The organism is Streptomyces sp. NPDC006265 (genome assembly GCF_040613555.1).
In the GTDB taxonomy this organism is placed as follows: domain Bacteria; phylum Actinomycetota; class Actinomycetes; order Streptomycetales; family Streptomycetaceae; genus Streptomyces.
The window spans coordinates 1-17873 of the sequence record NZ_JBEXSH010000080.1 but is presented as its reverse complement, the minus strand read 5'-3'; the positions used below and the strand labels follow the sequence as shown (position 1 = coordinate 17873).

Here is a 17873-nt window from a genome sequence, read left to right as displayed (position 1 = left end):
TGGTGCTGGTCTTCAACGTCACCGACTACATGCTGTTGTCGTACATGCCGAGCTACCTGACCGGTCAGCTCCACTACGACGAGACGCACGGCCCGTCGTGATCCGCTTCGAGGATGTCTCCGTGACGTACGACGGGGCTGCCGAACCCACCGTCCGAGGCGTCGACTTCGAGGTCCCGGAGGGCGAACTCGTCCTCCTGGCCGGTCCGTCCGGTGTCGGCAAGTCCACCGTCCTGGGCGCGGTCAGCGGGCTCGTCCCGCACTTCACCGGCGGCACCCTGCGCGGCCGGGTCACGGTCGCCGGCCGCGACACCCGCATCCACAAGCCGCGCGAACTGGCCGACGTGGTGGGCACGGTGGGCCAGGACCCGCTCTCCCACTTCGTCACCGACACCGTCGAGGACGAACTGGCCTACGGCATGGAGTCGCTGGGCCTCGCCCCAGAGGTGATGCGGCGTCGCGTCGAGGAGACGCTCGATCTGCTCGGGCTGGCCGGCCTGCGCGACCGGCCGATCGCCACGCTCTCCGGCGGCCAGCAGCAGCGCGTCGCGATCGGCTCGGTGCTCACCCCGCATCCGAGCGTCCTCGTCCTCGACGAGCCGACCTCCGCGCTGGACCCGGCAGCCGCCGAGGAGGTGCTGGCGGTCCTCCAGCGGCTCGTCCACGACCTCGGCACGACCGTCCTCATGGCCGAACACCGCCTGGAACGCGTCATCCAGTACGCCGACCAGGTCGTCCTGCTTCCGGCCCCGGGCGCACCCCCGGTCCTGGGCGACCCGGCGGAGGTGATGGCCGTGTCCCCGGTGTTCCCGCCGGTGGTGGCCCTGGGCCGTCTGGCGGGCTGGTCCCCGTTGCCCCTGACGGTCCGCGACGCGCGCCGCAGGGCAGTGGATCTCAAGCAACAGCTGGAGTACGTCCCTCAGGTGCGCGGGGAAGTGCGCGCTCAACCAGATTCGGCCCGCACCCGCGAACGCCCCGCACAGCACACCCCAGAAGGCGCCGCCCACATCCAGGCCCTCTCGGTCATCCGCGCCCGCATCCAGGCCCTGCACCACATCGACCTCACCATCGCCCCCGGCGAGACGATCGCCCTCATGGGCCGCAACGGCGCCGGAAAATCCACCCTGCTCAACTCACTCGTGGGCCTGGTCAAGCCGAGCTCCGGAACCGTCCGCGTCGGCGAGGTCACCCCCCACCGCACCGCTCCGAAGGACCTCGTCCGCAAGGTCGGCCTCGTCCCCCAGGAACCTCGCGACCTGCTCTACGCCGACACCGTCGCCGCCGAGTGCGCGGCGGCCGACCAGGACGCCCGCGCGGACCCCGGCACCTGCCGTGCCCTGGTCACCGAGCTGCTGCCCGGCGTCACCGACGACATCCACCCCCGGGACCTCTCGGAAGGGCAGCGGCTCGCGCTCGCCCTGGCCGTCGTGCTGACGGCCCGGCCGCCGCTGCTCCTGCTGGACGAGCCGACCCGGGGCCTGGACTACGCGGCGAAGGCCCGCCTGGTCACGGTGCTGCGCGCGCTGGCCGCCGAGGGGCACGCCATCGTCCTGGCCACGCACGACGTGGAGCTCGCGGCCGAGCTCGCCCACCGGGTGGTGCTGCTGGCCGAGGGTGAGGTGATCGCGGACGGCCCGACGGCCGGCATCGTCGTCTCCTCGCCGTCCTTCGCCCCGCAGGTCACCAAGATCCTGGCGCCCCAGCACTGGCTCACGGTCACCCAGGTCCGCGCGGCACTGGAGGGGACCGACCGATGAGTCTCCAGGCGACCACCCGCCCGCCCACGCAGCGGCAGGCCCGGGCCGTCCGTCTCGGCCCCCGCTCCGTGGCCGCCCTGGCCCTGGTCAGCGCGGTGGGCGTGGCCGGTTTCGGCTGGCCGTTCCTCGCCCCGCCCACCTCGCGGCTCAGCGCGCACGCGCAGGACGCGCCCTGGCTCTTCGCGGGCGTCCTGGTGCTGCTGGTGGCGGTCGTGGGCGCGGCGATCTCGGAGTCCGGTCTCGGCCCGAAGGCGGTCGCGATGCTCGGCGTGCTGGCCGCCACGGGAGCGGCCCTGCGGCCGATCGGCGCCGGTACCGCCGGTATCGAGCCGATGTTCTTCCTGATGGTGCTGAGCGGCCGGGTGCTCGGCCCGGGCTTCGGGTTCGTCCTCGGTTCGGTGACGATGTTCGCGTCCGCGCTGCTCACGGGCGGGGTCGGGCCGTGGCTGCCGTTCCAGATGCTGGCGATGGGCTGGTTCGCGATGGGCGCGGGTCTGCTGCCCGGCCCGGACCGGCTGCGCGGCCGGGCCGAACCGGCGATGCTCGCGGGCTACGGCTTCCTCGCCGCGTTCGCCTACGGCACGGTGATGAACATGGCGGGCTGGCCCTTCATGAGCGCCCTCGCCTCGAACGTGGCCTTCGACCCGCACGCGCCGGTCGCCGCGAACCTGGCCCGTTTCGTCGCGTACTGCCTGGCCACGTCGCTGGGCTGGGACCTGGGCCGGGCCGTCGTCACGGTCGTCCTGACGCTCACCCTCGGCCCGGCGGTGCTCAGGGCACTGCGCCGGGCGACGCGCCGGGCGGCCTTCGAGACGCCGGTCACGTTCGACGCCGCCGAGAAGTGAAGCCGCCCACATGACCCGGGTCACCTACGACGCGGGGCCGTAGGGGACAAGCCCCGGTCACCGCGCCCGACCCGCCCCGCACATGCGGCCATACCTAGTAAAAGGGGTCATTGCGCGCATCCGGCGTGGCTGCTTCCGTGGACGACCGCTGCCCCCGACGAAAGGTCGCCCGCGCCCGCCGCTTCCGGTCTCCGCCGTGTCGCCACCCCGCAGAAGGCCCTCGGCGGGCTCCGACTGGAAGACCAACGCGGCCACCCAGATCGAGTGGGGCCTGGACTACATGAAGGAACGCTACGGCAGCCCTGCGGCGCCTGGAACTTCTGGCAGGCCAACGGCTCCTGCTGAGCCGGCCGCGGAAACCGGCTCCACCCCACAGACCGAAGGCGGCGGCCCCCTGATCCCCGGGGCCGTCGCCTTCGCCATGCCCGGTTTCCCGCCTGGAGGGCTTCAGCCCGTGCTCACCGGGAGTTCCTTCACCCCGTTGATCCAGGCGGACCGCAGCCGGCGCGGATCCCCGACGAGCTTCAGCCCGGGCATGGCGTCGGCGATCGCGTTGAAGATGAGGTTGATCTCCAGCACGGCGAGGGACTTGCCCAGGCAGTAGTGCGGACCGCCGCCGCCGAACCCGAGGTGCGGGTTGGGGTCGCGGGTGACGTCGAAGGTGTCCGGGTCGTCGAAGACCTCGGGGTCGTGATTGGCGGAGGCGTAGAACAGCCCCAGCCGGTCGCCCTCGCGGATGCGCTTGCCGCCGAGTTCGGTGTCCTGGGTGGCCGTGCGCTGGAAGGCGGCGACCGGTGTCGCCCAGCGCACGATCTCCTCCGCCGCCGCCTGTGGGCGGTCGCTCTTGTACAGCTCCCACTGTTCCGGGTGGGTGAGGAAGGCGTGCATGCCGTGGGTGATGGCGTTGCGGGTGGTCTCGTTGCCCGCGACGGCCAGCATCAGCACGAAGAAGCCGAACTCGTCGGAGCTGAGGTTGCCCTCGTCCTCCGCCGCGACGAGCTGCGTGACGATGTCGTGGGCCGGGCACTGCTTGCGGTCGGCGGCCATGTTCATCGCGTAGGCGAGGATCTCCGTGGCGGACTCGGCGCCGACCTCCTCGGTGATGGCGTACTCGGGATCGTCGTACGCGATCATCTTGTTGGACCAGTCGAAGATCTTGTCCCGGTCCTCCTGGGGGACACCCATCAGCTCGGCGATCGCCTGGAGGGGCAGTTCGCAGGCGACCTGGGTGACGAAGTCGAACGGCCCGGTCTGCGCGCGGGCGGACGCGACGATGGAGTGGGCCCGGGCCCGCAGCCGGTCCTCCAGCGCCCGTATCGACCGGGGCGTGAACCCCCGCTGCACGATCTGCCGGACCCGGGTGTGCTCCGGAGGGTCCATGTTCAGCAGGATCAGCCGCTGTGCGTCGATGGCATCGCGTTCGATGTGCTCGTTGAAGCGGATGATCGCCGTGTTGAGGGACGACGAGAACAACTCCGGGTGCGTGGAGACGTACTTGACGTCGGCGTGCCGGGTGACCGCCCAGTAGCCGTCGTCCTGGAAGCCGGCGAGACCGGTGGGCTGCGCCACCCAGCAGACCGGTTCGGCCCGGCGCAGCTCGGCGAACTCCGGCAGGGGGACGCGCTGGTGCAGCAGGTCGGGGTCGGTGAAGTCGAACCCGTCGGGCAGCGCGGGACAGGGCATGGGCGGCTCCCACCACTCGTACCGACTCTGAGGTCTGACGGCCCATCAGCTGTGCGGAGTTGCGGTGACGGTAGTAACGGGTTCTACAAGTAGCAAGAGGCACGGGCACGCCAATTGCCCGCACGACCCTTGCGGCCATCGAGCGGACCTCAGCACACTGCTTGCAGAACTAGAACGCGTACTAGTTCCGCTGAGCCTCCCGGAGAGGACCCGCACCCATGGCTGCCGAACCCGTGATCGTCGAAGCCGTACGCACTCCCATCGGCAAGCGCGGCGGCGCGCTCGCCCATCTGCACCCCGCCTACCTGCTGGGCGAGACCTACCGCGAACTCCTCGGCCGCACCGGCATCCCCGCCGACTGCGTCGAGCAGATCGTCGGCGGCACGGTCACCCACGCCGGCGAGCAGTCCATGAACCCCGCGCGCACGGCCTGGCTGACCATGGGCCTCCCCTACGAGACGGCCGCGACGACCGTCGACGCGCAGTGCGGCTCCTCCCAGCAGGCCTCGCACATGGTGGCCAACATGGTCGCGGCCGGCGTGATCGACGTCGGCATCTCCTGCGGGGTGGAGTCGATGTCGCGGGTGCCGCTGGGCTCGGGCTCGAAGCACGGGCCGGGCAAGCCGTTCCCCGACGAGTGGAACGTGGACCTGCCCAACCAGTTCGAGGCGGCCGAGCGCATCGCCCGGCACCGGGGCCTGACCCGGGAGGACGTCGACGCGCTGGGTCTCGCCTCGCAGGAACGGGCCGCCCACGCCTGGGCGGAGGAGCGCTTCAAACGGGAGACGTTCGCGGTCCAGGTCCCCACGACCGAGGAGGAGCAGCACGCCGGGCAGGGCATGTGGCGCCTGGTCGACAAGGACGAGGGGCTGCGCGACACGACGGCGGAGGCGCTGGCCGCGCTGAAGCCGATCATGCCGACGGCGGTGCACACTGCCGGGAACTCGTCGCAGATCTCCGACGGGGCGTCGGCCGTCATGTGGGCGTCGAAACGGATGACCCGGGCGCTGAAGCTCCGCCCCCGGGCCCGGATCGTGGCCCAGGCCCTGGTGGGATCCGACCCCCACTTCCACCTCGACGGCCCGATCGACGCGACGAACGCCGTCCTGGGCAAGGCCGGGATGTCGTTGAAAGACATCGACCTCGTGGAGATCAACGAGGCGTTCGCGTCCGTGGTGCTGAGCTGGGCGCGGGTCTTCGACCAGGACCTGTCGAAGGTGAACGTCAACGGCGGAGCGATCGCGCTCGGGCACCCGGTGGGAGCGACCGGGGCCCGGCTCATCACGACGGCCCTTCATGAACTGGAGCGCGCGGACAAGGAGTTCGCGCTGATCACGATGTGCGCGGGGGGCGGTTTGGCCACGGGCACGATCATTCAGCGGTTGTAGACGTCCAGTTGACGAAGGTGGTGAACGTGGCGGGATCGAGGGTGAGGATCGGTCCCGCCGGGGTCTTGCTGTCGCGTATCGCGACGGTGGTGTGCGGGGTTTCGGCGACTTCGAGGCACTGACCGCCCTGGTCGCCGCTGTGCGTGGACTTGCGCCAGGCCAGGGCCCCCATCGGCGCGCACTCCACGCAATTGCCGCCCTGGTCGCTGCTGTAGCTGGACTTACGCCACTGGATCCCCGTGGGAAGCGCGTTGCTCTCCATAGCGTTCCTCCATTACACGCCGAATCAGCTCCGCCGAGTCCCTGAGTGAGAGTGCGGCGGCTTGGAGGTGATCGTAACGGAGCGAGCAGTCCTTGACAGTGTCCGGGTTGGCGGTGGGATGCGCGCTGCCGTAACCCTCCGTATAGACAATGGCCGGGTCACCCGCGAAGCGGTAGAGGTCGAATGAGCCTGTCAGCCCCGCGTGCGCTCCAGCAGAGAACGGCAGCACTTGGACGTTGATCCGGGGGGTGCACCCGAACGACAACAGGTGGGCCAGTTGCTCCCGCATGGTCTCAGAGTTACCGATCTCCTGGTACAGAGCGGCTTCGCTGAGGATCGCCCAGAAAACAGGGGATTCGTCCTTCTCGAAGATGCGCTGACGGGCCAGGCGAACGGCAACGCGGTCATCGAGGTCCGTCTGATCAACCAAGCCGAGTACAGCACGGGCGTAGGCCTTGGTCTGGAGCAGACCATGGATCATCTGAGGCTCGAAGGAGTAGATCTCGGCGGCCCGCGCCTGAAGTTCCGCCACCTGCTGGAACCACGCCGGAAGCCGACTGCGCAGCACCAGCTCGACGAGCCGGGAGAACATTCCGTCCGTACCCAGCGCCGCATCCGCCCGTTCGCTGAACTCCGGCGTCGGAACCTTACGGGCCGTCTCGATCTGCCCCACCAGCGAGCCGGTGTAGTTGAGGATTCCCCCGAGTTGCTTGAGCGTCAGTCCCGCCGCCTCCCTGTGGCGGCGTAGCTCATAGCCGTAGTAGTCGAGCGGGGAGGCACCCGGGTCAAGGGCGTTGATGTTGGTCACGCAGAGCCCCTCTCACGCAACTCCGTCCACCAAGGGACGGGTTGTATCCGTTCTGTAGCCGGGCGTAGTCACCGCACGTCAGCCTCGTCTCGTGAACGAATACATTCCCGCCCAGTACGCGATGCGCCTCACCGTCGGCGAACATGCCCCCCGGCACATCCGCCGTATCCCGCTCCTTCCTCGGCGAGTGGGACATGCCCGAGCTGTCCGACGCCGTCGAGCTGGGCGTGACCGAGCTGCTCGCCAACGTCGTACGGCACGTCCCGGACCGCCGCTGCGCGCTGTTGTTGCTGCGGCAGCGCACCGGCGTACGCGTCGAGGTCACGGACGGCAGCGATGAACTGCCGCGCCTGCCCGACGTGTTGGACGAGGAGTCCGAGAACGGCCGGGGGCTGCTCCTGCTGGACGCGGTGGCCGACAAGTGGGGCGTGTCGCTGTGGTCCGGGGGCGGGAAGACCGTGTGGTTCGAATGCGGAGGCGAGTCCGCCGTCCCGGTGTGAACGCCGTGCCGCCTCAGGCTCGCTCGCTAACAGAAGGGAGCGTCCGGCGCGTTGGCCCAGAAGGAAAGGAACGACCAGGTCTGGGCTCCGATACGACCGTCCACGACGATGCCGGCACACTGCTGAAAGGCCCTCGTCGCGGATTGCGTGACGCGGCCGAAGTCCCCGTCCACGTCCAGACCGGCGTCGATCGCCTGGTTCAGGTAGCACTGGGCCTGCTGGACCACCGCCCCGGATGACCCCAGACGGAGGTTCGGTCGGTTGATGGTGAAATCACATATGTCGTCCGGCCCCTGGGCCACAAGGGCTGTTGGGCGATTCAACTTGTCTGCGGCCTGGGCTGGTTTCACCACGGCGGTCGCAGAGGTTCCAGGTGATGCCGCTACAGCCGGTGCTCCCACAAGGGAGATTGGCACAGCCAGCGCCGCTACGGCGATGAGCACACGTCGCATCCCGATCACCTCCACAGAGGGTGCCCCTTTCTCATCGTGCGCGGCCCTCACCCGGGTTGCATCTCGGGGATGGCTGCGCCGGGGAGGGAGCCGGGCGGCGTCGGCCTCGGGATCCTGTCAGCCGTGTACGGGTTTCCGGGTCGGTGTGCGTTCGCGGTCGGCCGCCTCCAGCGCCCGCGCCCGCGGCCCCTGGAGGAAGTACGTCACACCGAACCCCGCCGCCACCGCCACCGCTCCCCCGGCCGCGTCCAGCACCCAGTGGTTCGCCGTCGCGACGATCGCGAGGGCGGTGAGCAGCGGATGCAGCAGGCCCAGTGCCCTCATCCACCACCGTGAGGCCAGCACCGCGATCACGACACCGCACCACAGCGACCAGCCGAAGTGCAGCGACGGCATGGCCGCGTACTGGTTGGTGAGGGCCGTGAGCGTGCCGTAGTCGGGCTGGGAGAAGTCCTGGGTGCCGTGGACGGTGTCGATGAAGCCGAGCGTGGGCATCAGGCGGGGTGGGGCCAGGGGGTAGAGCCAGAAGCCGACCAGGGCGAGCAGGGTGGCGATGCCCAGGGCGGAACGGGCCCAGCGGTAATCGGCCGGGCGGCGCCAGTACAGGACCGCGAGGACGGCCAGCGGGACCACGAAGTGGAACGACGTGTAGTACTGGTCGAAGAAGTCCCGCAGCCAGCCGATCCCGACGACGGTGTGGTTGACCCAGCCCTCGATGTCGAGGTGCAGGACGCGCTCGACGTCGTAGACCTGCATGCCGTTCTCCTCGGCCTCGGCGCGCCCGGCCGAGTTGCTGCCCCCGGTGGCCGCGAGCCGGACCTTGGAGTAGGCGGCGTAGGTGACCCGCAGCAGGAGCAGTTCGAGGAGGAGGTTCGGCCGGGTGAGGACCCGGCGCAGGAACGGCACCAGCGGTACGTGCCGGAAGCGGGCCGGGACGGCGGGCGCGTACACGGTCGGCACCGGCGACCGCCAGAAGGGCGAGGCGCGGGACAGGAACGGCACGGCGGTGGCGGCGGCGAGCGCGGCCAGCAGGACGACGTTGTCGCGCACGGGGTTCAGGGACGCCATGTTCGGCAGGATCATCTTGGCCGGCAAGGTCATGACCACGACGACGGTGACCGGCCACACGTACCGGTCCGAGGCCCGTCTGCCGACCCGGCCCACGGCCGCGAGCAGCACCCACAGCAGCTGGTGCTGCCAGGCCGTGGGCGAGACGACGATCGCGGCGCAGCCGGTGATCGCGACGGCGAGCAGCATCCGCCCGTCGCGGAAGCAGCGCACGGCTCGGCGCAGGGCCAGGACGGCGACGGCCGCGCCGAGCGTCAGGAACAGCGCGATCTCCAGAGGGCCGTTCAGGCCGAGCCGGAGCAGGGCGCCGTGCAGGGACTGGTTGGCGAGGTCGTCGGCCGGTCCGCCGAGGCCGGCGCCCGCCATGTGGTGGACCCAGTAGCGGTGGGAATCGTGCGGCATCGCCGCCCAGGCGAGCCCGGTGCCGACGGCGAAGGTGACGCCGGTGGCGAGCGCAGCGCGTCTGCGGCCGGTGCACCACAGCAGGGGCGCGAACAGCAGCAGGGTCGGCTGGAGCGCCGCCGCGAGACCGATGAGCAGGCCGCTGGTGCGCTGGCCGCGGGCGGTGAAGCAGCCGAGCAGGACGAGCAGGACCGGGATGACGCTGGTCTGGCCGAGCGAGAGGGTGCTGCGCACGGGCAGGGACAGCATCAGCAGGCTGACGGCGATCGGCGCGGCCAGCAGTGCCGTGCGCCGGCCGACCGGCTGGGGCAGGGCGCGGGCGGCGATCAGGCCGAGGGCGACGACCAGCAGCAGCGTGCCGAAGGTCCAGCCCCAGCCGAGGGCCTGTTCGGCCGAACGGGTGAGGGGCTTGAGGACGAGCCCGCCGAAGGGCGTGCCCGTGAAGCGGGTCGAGTCGTACAGCGAGCCGTTCACGTGCAGGACGCCGTTGGGCCCGACCCAGGTCTCCAGGTCCGTCAGCCGCTCACCGCGAGGGGTGGCGAGGACGACGGCCACCTGCCGGGCGGCGAGGACGGCGGCGATCAGCCACAGCCCCGCGCGGGCGACGCGCAGACGTGGGCGGGCCCCGCCTGCGGCCGTCGCTCCGAAGCCTTCCGCCGGCCGTCCGCCGCCGTGATCCGCATTCGCCACGCCTCGTCGGCCTCCCGCACCAGTCCATCCTGTATATCCCGAATGTGAGTATTTCTCCTGCGAACCCTATGGGGATCGCAGGACTTCGGGGAAGGAGACGCGGTTTCGGGAAAGGAGACGCGGCCTCGAGGAAGGAGTCACGGGCGACATCGACCGTGCGCAGACGGCGTGACGACCTCTCGAGGAAGCGACAAGGGTCACATGAAGATCGACGTGAGCCGCTTCCCGCGGGGCAGAAGTGCCTGCGCAGCGCCGATTTACGTGCAGCATGCAGCCAATGCCGTACCGCCCGTAAGCGGAGCAAATCCGCCTATCGTCGCTCTTTCGGCCCGTACGACAGCGCCGCCGCGCGGGTCCGCGTCCCTGTCCCCGTCGAAAGGTAGGCGAGCGAGTCTTGTCGACTGCCTCAGTCGTCGCCCCCGCGTCCCTCGTGAAGACCCGCAGGGCGAAGGCCCCCGACCCCACCGTCACCGACCCCGCGCTCGTCAAGCGCGCCGTGAAGGCGGCCGCGCTGGGCAACGCGATGGAGTGGTTCGACTTCGGTGTCTACAGCTACATCGCGGTGACGCTGGGCAAGGTCTTCTTTCCCTCGGGCAACCCCACCGCCCAGCTGCTGTCCACGTTCGGCGCCTTCGCCGCGGCCTTCCTGGTCCGCCCCCTCGGCGGCATGGTCTTCGGGCCGCTCGGCGACCGCGTGGGCCGCCAGAAAGTCCTCGCCCTCACCATGATCATGATGGCGGCGGGCACCTTCGCGATCGGTCTGATCCCGTCGTACGCGACGATCGGAGTCGGCGCGCCGATCCTGCTCCTGGTGGCCCGGCTCGTGCAGGGCTTCTCCACCGGCGGCGAGTACGCGGGCGCCTCCACGTTCATCGCCGAGTACGCCCCCGACAAGCGGCGCGGCTTCCTCGGCAGCTGGCTGGAGTTCGGCACGCTGGCCGGCTACATCGGCGGCGCGGGCCTGGTCACGATCATGACCGCCCTGCTCTCCACCGACGACCTGACCTCCTGGGGCTGGCGCGTCCCGTTCCTGATCGCGGGCCCGATGGGCATCATCGGCCTCTACCTGCGGATGCGCCTGGAGGAGACCCCGGCGTTCGCGGCCGAGGCCGAGAAGGCCGAGAACAACCGCCCGAAGACGCCGCTGCGCGAGATGGTCACCGGCCAGTGGCGCGCGCTGCTGCTCTGCGTCGGCCTGGTGCTGGTCTTCAACGTCACCGACTACATGCTGTTGTCGTACATGCCGAGCTACCTGACCGGTCAGCTCCACTACGACGAGACGCACGGCCTGCTGGTCGTCCTCGGCGTGATGGCCGTGATGATGACCGTGCAGCCGTTCGCCGGCGCGCTGACCGACCGCGTCGGCCGCCGCCCGGTGATCGCCACCGGCTGCGCGGGCTTCCTGCTGCTGTCCGTCCCGGCCCTGCTGCTGATCCGCGAGGGCAGCCTGCTCGCGGTCGCGCTCGGCATGGGCGCCCTCGGCATGCTGCTGGTCTGCTTCACGGCGTCGATGCCCTCCGCGCTGCCGGCGCTGTTCCCGACGAAGGTCCGCTACGGCTCGCTGTCGATCGGCTTCAACGTCTCGGTGTCCCTGTTCGGCGGCACGACCCCGCTGGTGGTCACAGCCCTGATCGGCGCGACCGGGAACATGATGATGCCCGCGTACTACATGATGGCCGCGGCCGTGATCGGCGGTTTCGCCGTGTGGCGCATGGCGGAGTCGGCGGGGCGTCCACTGCCCGGCTCGGCGCCCTCGGTGGCGGGCCGACACGCCGAGTGAAATCCCGCTGACAGCGCCCCGCACACCAACTATCTTCGTCAGCGCCAGTAGTTAGGGATGCTAATTACGCTGACGAAAGGTAGAGGCGCATGAGCGAGTCGCACGTCTGGGACGAGGTCGACGCCTACTTCGCCGCCCACCTCGCACCGGACGACGAAGCCCTGGCGGCAGCCCTGCGTGACAGCGACGCCGCCGGGCTTCCGCACATCAACGTCGCGGGAAACCAAGGCAAGCTCCTCCAGCTCCTCGCCCAGATCCAGGGCGCCCGCCACATCCTGGAGATCGGCACGCTCGGCGGTTACAGCACCATCTGGCTGGGCCGCGCCCTGCCCGCCGACGGACGGCTGGTCTCCCTGGAGTACGACCCCGTGCACGCCGAGGTCGCCGTCCGCAACATCGCCCGCGCCGGTCTTGACCAGCTGGTCGAGGTGCGGGTCGGCCCGGCCCTGGAATCGCTGCCCAAGCTGGCCGACGAGAACCCGCCCCCGTTCGACCTGGTCTTCATCGACGCCGACAAGGCCAACAACCCGCACTACGTGGAGTGGGCGATCCGGCTCACCAGCACGGGCAGCCTGATCGTCCTCGACAACGTCGTACGGGGCGGCCGGGTCGTCGACGCGGACAGCACCGCCCCGGACGTCACGGGCACCCGCACCGCGATCGAGCTGATCGCCGGCCACCCGAGACTGAGCGGCACCGCGATCCAGACGGTGGGCATGAAGGGCTACGACGGGTTCGCCCTGGCGCGCGTGCTGGCGTGAGGCGCCGCCCTCACACGGCGTGCGGCCTCGCCGTCACACCTCGTGGTAGAAGCCCACGTTGACGCTGCGCGGGGCGCTGCGGTCCTGGATGATGATCTCGCCGCTGCCGCCCCTGGGCAGCGGGACGGTGCCACCGTAGGCGAGGGGCTGGACGTACTCCCCCATGGTCAGCCGCACTTCGGAGGACGGGTCGGGCTGGGAGCCGCGCAGCCAGGTGAGCTGCCAGGTCCCCTCCGGCCCGCACAGGAACTCCAGGTGGACGCGGGAGACGAACAGCCAGTCGTCCGGAGTGCTCAGCCGGCACACGGACTTGTCGCGGCCCACCCGCAGCACCGCGCCCGGCTCGCTCGGCGCGTCGGCCATGAGCATGCCGGCCGTGGCTCCGGCCTCCGCCTCCGCGACGGTGGCCATGGTGAGTTCGAGCACGTGCGCTCCTTGTCCGAGACGTCCTGGGTGGGACTGCAAGCCCGCCGAATGATAGAACGCCTGGCCGCGCGGTGTCCGGCACAATGGCCTCATGACCGAGCGAAAGCCACCAGGCGTCGACTTCGAGTCCTGGGTCGACAAGCAGATCCGTGACGCGGAGACGCGCGGGGAGTTCGAACGGCTGCCGGGGGTGGGCGAACCGCTCCCCCCTGAGATCGAGAGCACCTACGACGAACTGTGGTGGATCAAGCGGAAGATGGCCCGCGAGGGCTTCTCCGTCCTCCCGCCGGCGCTGGCACTGCGCAAGGAGGCGGAGGACGCGCTGGAAGCCGCGTTCTCGGCCCCCTCGGAACGGATCGTCCGGAAGATCATCGGCGAGATCAACGACAAGGTCCGCGAGATGATGTTCAAACCGCCGCCCGGCCCCCCGCTGGGAAAGAAGCCGTACGACGTCGAGGACGTCGTACGGCAGTGGCGGGAGCGCCGGGAGGATCACTGACCGGGGGATTCACCCCGGCTCACACGTGCAGCAGCCGTTCGGCCAGCTCGCGGTAGTCCTTCAGGGCCAGCCGGAGCTGCTCGGTGTCGGCCGACGAGACGGACCTGCTCTCGCCGCCCTCGACGGACTGCCAGGAGTGGCGCAGGGTTCGACGGCGCTGCGTCACGGCCTCGGTGAAGCGGGCCGCGATCTCCTCCAGCACGTGGTCGGCCTCCTCGACGGCGGCCCGGGGCCCGTCGACGAACCCGGCGACGGCGTGCTGCAACTGCGAGCCGAGCTTGTCGGAGTCGTCGTGCGCGAGCAGATGGGCCCGGTTCTTGGCGGAGCCGGCCTTGTCGGGGCCGGTGCCGTGGTCACCGCGGGGCACTTCGGTGCCGAGCCGGGCCGTGTCGTGCCGGCCGGTGCCGTCCGTACCGTGCCGGTCGGTGCCGGGCAGGTCCGTGCCGTGCCGGTCGGCAGCGGGTACGTCGGTGCCCTGCGCCGCGGCGCGGTCCGCGTCGGTGCCGCGCGTGGCGCCGCGGTCGGTGTCCAGGTCTCGGGCCGTGTCGTGGTCCGTGCCCGGTGCGGTGGTGCGGTGGCCGGTGCCCAGGGCGCTCTCGCCGCGGGCGTCCGGCGCGGCCGGCGTGTGGTCGCCGGGCGGTCGGGTCATGTCGGTCATTGCCTCAACTCTCCTTCGCCTGACGTCGGTTCATCGCCCACGGCAGGTGGCCGCCGCGGGTCGGAGCCTTGCGTCCGCCGTTCAGAGCGGCGCGCTCGCGGCCGCTGTCGTGCCGTCCGCCGGTGTGGCCGTCGCCGTCGTGGCGGGCCGGCCGCACCAGCTCCTCGAACAGGGCGCGGGCCGCCACCATGGCCTCACGCATGTCTTCCGTGCCCTGGCCGCCGTCGCGGGCGTCCTCCGCGCGCAGATGCGCTGCGCGGTGCACGCGCCGGTAGCCGTCCACGTGGTGGGCGTGGTGCACGGACAGCGCGGCCAGCTGTTCCTCGTACTGCCCGCCGTCCGGGAAGCCCCGGGCACCGGTCACCTCGGCGAGCAGCCGGTCCGCCTCGGCGACGGCCTCGCGCGGCGAGTCGACGAACCGCTCCTGCGCGGCCGTCCAGCGCGCCTCGTACTGCTCGCGCTGTGCCGGCTCCAGCGACCGCTCGCGCAGTTCGCCGTGGCGCTGCACGCGCTCGGTCAGTTCGCGCTCGGCCGCTGTGGCGTCACCGTCGTGCCGGGCGACGGCCCGGTCGTACTCGGGTCCGAAGCGCCGCTTCAGGCTCGGGCCACGCCGAGGCCCGCGGGCGCGCAGGGTCATGACGGCCGCGATGATGACGACCGCCGCTATCACGATCAGAGCAATGATCAGGCCAGTGGACATGAATGCCTTCCGGGTTCTCGGCCCAACCGGCTCTCCTCGCGAGCCGGTTCGCCCGTCGGGTGTCCCCAAAGCCCGTCCCCAAACGGCGCTCGGGCGCAACCGGGGCGCGAACAGGTGGCCGGAACAATTCGATTGCGTGTCCGGTGGGGCGCCTGAGGAGAATGCGGTCCATGACCTGGACCGTGACTCCGGAGCCGTACGACTCCCCCGTGGCCGCCGCTCTGTGGCGGGCGTACTACACCGAGGTCAGCGACCGCTGGTACCTGCTGCACGAGGGGCGCCGGACCGGCCCGGCGGAGCTGGAGCGGGAGATCGCCGCCCGGTCCGGTGCGGATCTCGCCCCGCCGGGCGGGCGGTTGCTCGTCGCCCGGTACGACGGTGAGCCGGCCGGCAGTGCGGGCGTACGGCTGCTGGACGGCGCGACCGCCGAACTCACGCGGGTGTTCCTGCACGAGCCGATGCGCGGCCGGGGCGGCGCCCCGCTCCTGATCCGGGCCGCCGAGGACGCCGCACGCACGCTCGGGGCCGCCCGGATCATCCTCGACACCCGCGGCGACCTCGTCGAGGCCCGCGGCCTCTACGCCCGCCTCGGTTACACCGAGACCGCACCCCACAACGACGACCGGTACGCGGAGCACTGGTTCAGCAAGGAACTGGCCTGAACTCAGGCCCTCTCCCGTGTGGAGCTCACGCTGTACGGCCGCTCGCGCCGCGATCCGCACAGTTCGCCGGTCAGCTCCCGCACGAGCCGCTCCAGGTCGGTCGGCCGGTCCGGCCCCCACCAGTCGCCGAGCAGCTCGGCGAGGGGCTCCTCACGGGCCTCGGCCAGCCGGCCGGCGACCTCGCGCCCCTGGTCGGTCAGGACCATGTCGACCCCCCGCCGCACGGCGAGGCGGCGCACCTCGGCCTGCCGGGCGGCCTCCATGACCACGGTCAGCGGCACGGGCATCGCGTCGGCGAGCACACCCGGCTCCACGGAGCCGTGGTGCCGCATCCGCAGCAGCAGCCAGCTCGTGGCGGGCAGCAGGTCGTAGCCCGCCCGGTCGGTGATCTTCCGGTAGATCTCGCGCCGCCCCGCGCGGGTGCCGAGCACCGACAGCGCCCGGCACACCTCGTCGTACGAGGAACGCTCGACGGGGTTGCTGGCGAGGGTCTCGGTGACGTCGGGCGCGGTGACCGAGCCGCGCAGCCGGTCCTCCTTCAGGAACCAGGCCAGTACGAAGCCGAGAAGCGCGACGGGGGCGGCGTACAGGAAGACGTCCGTGATGGAGACGGCGTAGGCGTGCAGGGCGGGTGGGCGCAGGCCGGACGGCAGGGCGGCGATGCCGCGCGGGTCGGCCTCCAGGGTGTCCACGGAGATGCCGGGCGGGAGCCGGACGCCCCGGAAGGCGTCCGTGAGCTGGTCGCCGAGCCGGCCCGCGAAGACCGTGCCGAAGACGGCGACGCCGAACGAGGCGCCGATGGAGCGGAAAAAGGTCGCGCCGGAGGTGGCCACGCCCAGGTCCTCGTAGGGGACGGCATTCTGCACGATGAGCACGAGGACCTGCATCACCAGGCCGAGTCCGAGCCCGAAGACGAAGAAGAAGCCGCTCAGCTCGGCGGTGGAGCTGTGCTCGTCGAGCTGGTGGAGCAGGAGCAGCCCGAGCGTGGTGATGCCGGTGCCGGCGATCGGGAACACCTTCCAGCGGCCGGTGCGGCTGACGATCTGCCCGGAGGCCGTCGAGGCCAGCAGCAGGCCCAGCACCATCGGCAGCATGTGCACACCGGACATGGTCGGACTGATGCCCTGCACGACCTGGAGGAAGGTCGGCAGATACGTCATGGCGCCGAACATGGCGAACCCGACGACGAAACTGATCAGGGCCGCGAGCGTGAAGGTGCGTACGCGGAACAGCTTGAGCGGCAGCACGGGTTCGGCGGCCCGCCGCTCGACCGCCACGAAGGCGACGGCGAGGACGACGCCCAGGACCGCGAGGCCGACGATCTGCCAGGACCCCCATGCCCAGGTCGTCCCGCCGAGCGAGGCGACCAGCACCAGGCAGGTGGCGACGGCGGCGATGAGGAAGGTGCCGAGGTAGTCGATGACGTGCCGTTGCGCCGTGCGCGGGATGTGCAGGACGGCGGCGATCACGGCGAGGGCGACGACGCCGACCGGCAGGTTGACGTAGAACACCCAGCGCCAGCTCAGGTGCTGGGTGAACAGCCCGCCGAGCAACGGCCCGAGCACGCTGGTCGCGCCGAACACGGCACCGAACAGGCCCTGGTAGCGGCCGCGTTCACGAGGTGGCACCAGATCTCCGACGATCGCCATCGACAGCACGATCAGTCCGCCGCCGCCGAGCCCCTGAAGGGCCCGGAAGGCGATCAGCTGCGCCATGTCCTGCGCGGCGCCGCACAGCGCGGACCCGATCAGGAAGATCACGATCGCCGTCTGGAACAGCCTCTTGCGTCCGTACTGGTCGCCGAGCTTGCCCCACAGGGGGGTGGCGGCGGTCGCGGCCAGCAGATACGCGGTGACCACCCAGGACAGGTGGTCCAGGCCGCCGAGATCGCTGACGATCGTGGGCAGCGCGGTCGACACGATGGTCTGGTCGAGGGCGGCCAGCAGCATGCCGAGGAGCAGGGCGCCGATGGAGACCAGGACGTTCCCGGGCACCCGCTCCTGAGGGGCCGCGCCCGGGGGCGTCAGCGTGGTGGCGTTCGCGTCCCCGGCCATACGACCTCCCGAGTCTCCTGTGACATTTTCCATCGTGACCGCTGTGACCTCTTATGGCCCGCCGGGCCCGTTTGGAAGCTGTGGTTCCGGGGGCTCCTCGACCGCACTGTGGAGAAGATCTGGATAATCTTTGGAGTTCGCGAGGGGAGGGAGGACGCGTGGAACCGTCCAACGGCCACCCGTGCCCGGAGTGCGGCGCGCCCAGACAGCGGGACAACACCCCCGCCTGCGCCTGCACACACCGTGCCGCCGAGGCCCTCCGCGACGCCCGCACCGCCCAGGCGGCGGCAGCGGAGGACTTCGACCCGCTGCGGATCCGCCCGTACGTGGAGATCGACGCCGGGGCCTCCGGCGATCCGGGCGGGGGTACGGCACGCGCCGCCGGCGAGAGGCAGCCGTCCTTACCGGCCGGGGCTCCGACGTCCCCGAGCCCGGGGGGACCCACGGGGGCGTCATCCGAAGGCACCCCGGGAACGGCT

Annotated in this window: 16 protein-coding genes and 3 pseudogenes; 10 read left to right on the top strand and 9 right to left on the bottom strand. The window is 71.0% G+C overall.

Annotation, left to right across the window (positions count from 1 at the left end):
- The first annotated feature begins 97 nt into the window (after positions 1–97).
- From ABZ281_RS09940 to ABZ281_RS09930, 3 genes and pseudogenes are all read left to right on the top strand, one after another.
- Positions 98–1756, top strand: a complete 1659-nt coding sequence (locus ABZ281_RS09940; RefSeq protein ID WP_356653891.1) for an ATP-binding cassette domain-containing protein — start codon at positions 98–100, stop codon at positions 1754–1756.
- Complete coding sequence (locus ABZ281_RS09935; protein ID WP_356653889.1) at positions 1753–2601, top strand: ECF transporter S component; 849 nt, start codon at positions 1753–1755, stop codon at positions 2599–2601. The genes ABZ281_RS09940 and ABZ281_RS09935 overlap by 4 nt, the downstream gene beginning before the upstream one ends.
- A 220-nt stretch (positions 2602–2821) precedes the next feature.
- Positions 2822–2946, top strand: a pseudogene (locus tag ABZ281_RS09930) (lytic transglycosylase domain-containing protein); the annotation flags it as partial.
- A gap of 102 nt (positions 2947–3048) precedes the next feature.
- Here ABZ281_RS09930 and ABZ281_RS09925 read toward each other — a convergent pair.
- Positions 3049–4284: a cytochrome P450 gene (locus ABZ281_RS09925; RefSeq protein WP_356653887.1), complete on the bottom strand. Its 1236-nt coding sequence runs from the start codon at positions 4282–4284 to the stop codon at positions 3049–3051.
- A 218-nt stretch (positions 4285–4502) separates the two neighbouring features.
- Here ABZ281_RS09925 and ABZ281_RS09920 point away from each other — a divergent pair, with 218 nt between their 5' ends.
- Positions 4503–5672 carry a steroid 3-ketoacyl-CoA thiolase gene (locus ABZ281_RS09920; protein ID WP_356653885.1) on the top strand — a complete coding sequence of 390 codons (1170 nt, stop codon included), beginning with the start codon at positions 4503–4505 and terminating at the stop codon, positions 5670–5672.
- Here the strand turns inward: ABZ281_RS09920 and ABZ281_RS09915 are convergent.
- Entirely contained in the window at positions 5656–5934 is a 279-nt protein-coding gene (locus ABZ281_RS09915) for a DUF397 domain-containing protein (RefSeq protein ID WP_356653883.1), read from the bottom strand. The two genes, ABZ281_RS09920 and ABZ281_RS09915, sit on opposite strands and share 17 nt — an antisense overlap.
- On the bottom strand, positions 5894–6742 hold the full coding sequence (locus ABZ281_RS09910) for a helix-turn-helix transcriptional regulator (protein WP_356653881.1): 849 nt from the start codon (positions 6740–6742) through the stop codon (positions 5894–5896). The genes ABZ281_RS09915 and ABZ281_RS09910 overlap by 41 nt, the downstream gene beginning before the upstream one ends.
- A 121-nt stretch (positions 6743–6863) precedes the next feature.
- Between ABZ281_RS09910 and ABZ281_RS09905 the strand changes: the two are divergent.
- Positions 6864–7242, top strand: a pseudogene (locus tag ABZ281_RS09905) (ATP-binding protein).
- Between the two features lie 26 nt (positions 7243–7268).
- On the opposite strand, the gene ABZ281_RS09900 reads toward ABZ281_RS09905, so the two are convergent.
- Complete coding sequence (locus ABZ281_RS09900) at positions 7269–7709, bottom strand: peptidoglycan-binding domain-containing protein (protein ID WP_356653879.1); 441 nt, start codon at positions 7707–7709, stop codon at positions 7269–7271.
- Positions 7710–7811: 102 nt separating this feature from the next.
- Positions 7812–9854 carry a phosphatase PAP2 family protein gene (locus tag ABZ281_RS09895; RefSeq protein ID WP_356653877.1) on the bottom strand — a complete coding sequence of 681 codons (2043 nt, stop codon included), beginning with the start codon at positions 9852–9854 and terminating at the stop codon, positions 7812–7814.
- A 394-nt stretch (positions 9855–10248) separates the two neighbouring features.
- On the opposite strand from ABZ281_RS09895, the gene proP reads away from it, so the two are divergent.
- Together proP and ABZ281_RS09885 are read left to right on the top strand one after the other, a co-directional pair.
- A complete protein-coding gene (gene proP / locus ABZ281_RS09890) occupies positions 10249–11634 on the top strand; it encodes a glycine betaine/L-proline transporter ProP (protein ID WP_356653875.1) in 1386 nt (461 codons plus the stop codon).
- Positions 11635–11723: 89 nt separating this feature from the next.
- Positions 11724–12395 carry an O-methyltransferase gene (locus tag ABZ281_RS09885; RefSeq protein WP_356653873.1) on the top strand — a complete coding sequence of 224 codons (672 nt, stop codon included), beginning with the start codon at positions 11724–11726 and terminating at the stop codon, positions 12393–12395.
- 33 nt (positions 12396–12428) lie between these two features.
- Here ABZ281_RS09885 and ABZ281_RS09880 read toward each other — a convergent pair whose 3' ends face one another.
- Positions 12429–12821 (bottom strand): hypothetical protein, encoded by a 393-nt coding sequence (locus tag ABZ281_RS09880; RefSeq protein WP_356653871.1) that lies wholly within the window; start codon positions 12819–12821, stop codon positions 12429–12431.
- A 91-nt stretch (positions 12822–12912) separates the two neighbouring features.
- On the opposite strand from ABZ281_RS09880, the gene ABZ281_RS09875 reads away from it, so the two are divergent.
- Positions 12913–13320: a DUF1992 domain-containing protein gene (locus tag ABZ281_RS09875; RefSeq protein ID WP_356653869.1), complete on the top strand. Its 408-nt coding sequence runs from the start codon at positions 12913–12915 to the stop codon at positions 13318–13320.
- A 19-nt stretch (positions 13321–13339) separates the two neighbouring features.
- On the opposite strand, the gene ABZ281_RS09870 is transcribed toward ABZ281_RS09875, so the two are convergent.
- Entirely contained in the window at positions 13340–13978 is a 639-nt protein-coding gene (locus ABZ281_RS09870) for a hypothetical protein (RefSeq protein WP_356653867.1), read from the bottom strand.
- A 4-nt stretch (positions 13979–13982) separates the two neighbouring features.
- A complete protein-coding gene (locus tag ABZ281_RS09865; protein WP_356653865.1) occupies positions 13983–14678 on the bottom strand; it encodes a hypothetical protein in 696 nt (231 codons plus the stop codon).
- A gap of 170 nt (positions 14679–14848) precedes the next feature.
- Between ABZ281_RS09865 and ABZ281_RS09860 the strand changes: the two genes are divergently transcribed.
- Positions 14849–15340, top strand: coding sequence for a GNAT family N-acetyltransferase (locus ABZ281_RS09860; RefSeq protein WP_356653863.1), 492 nt, complete (start codon positions 14849–14851; stop codon positions 15338–15340).
- A gap of 2 nt (positions 15341–15342) precedes the next feature.
- Here the strand turns inward: ABZ281_RS09860 and ABZ281_RS09855 are convergent, their stop codons facing one another.
- Complete coding sequence (locus tag ABZ281_RS09855) at positions 15343–17394, bottom strand: MDR family MFS transporter (RefSeq protein ID WP_356653861.1); 2052 nt, start codon at positions 17392–17394, stop codon at positions 15343–15345.
- A 158-nt stretch (positions 17395–17552) separates the two neighbouring features.
- Between ABZ281_RS09855 and ABZ281_RS09850 the strand changes: the two are divergent.
- Positions 17553–17873: pseudogene (locus ABZ281_RS09850) on the top strand (peptidoglycan-binding protein); the annotation flags it as partial.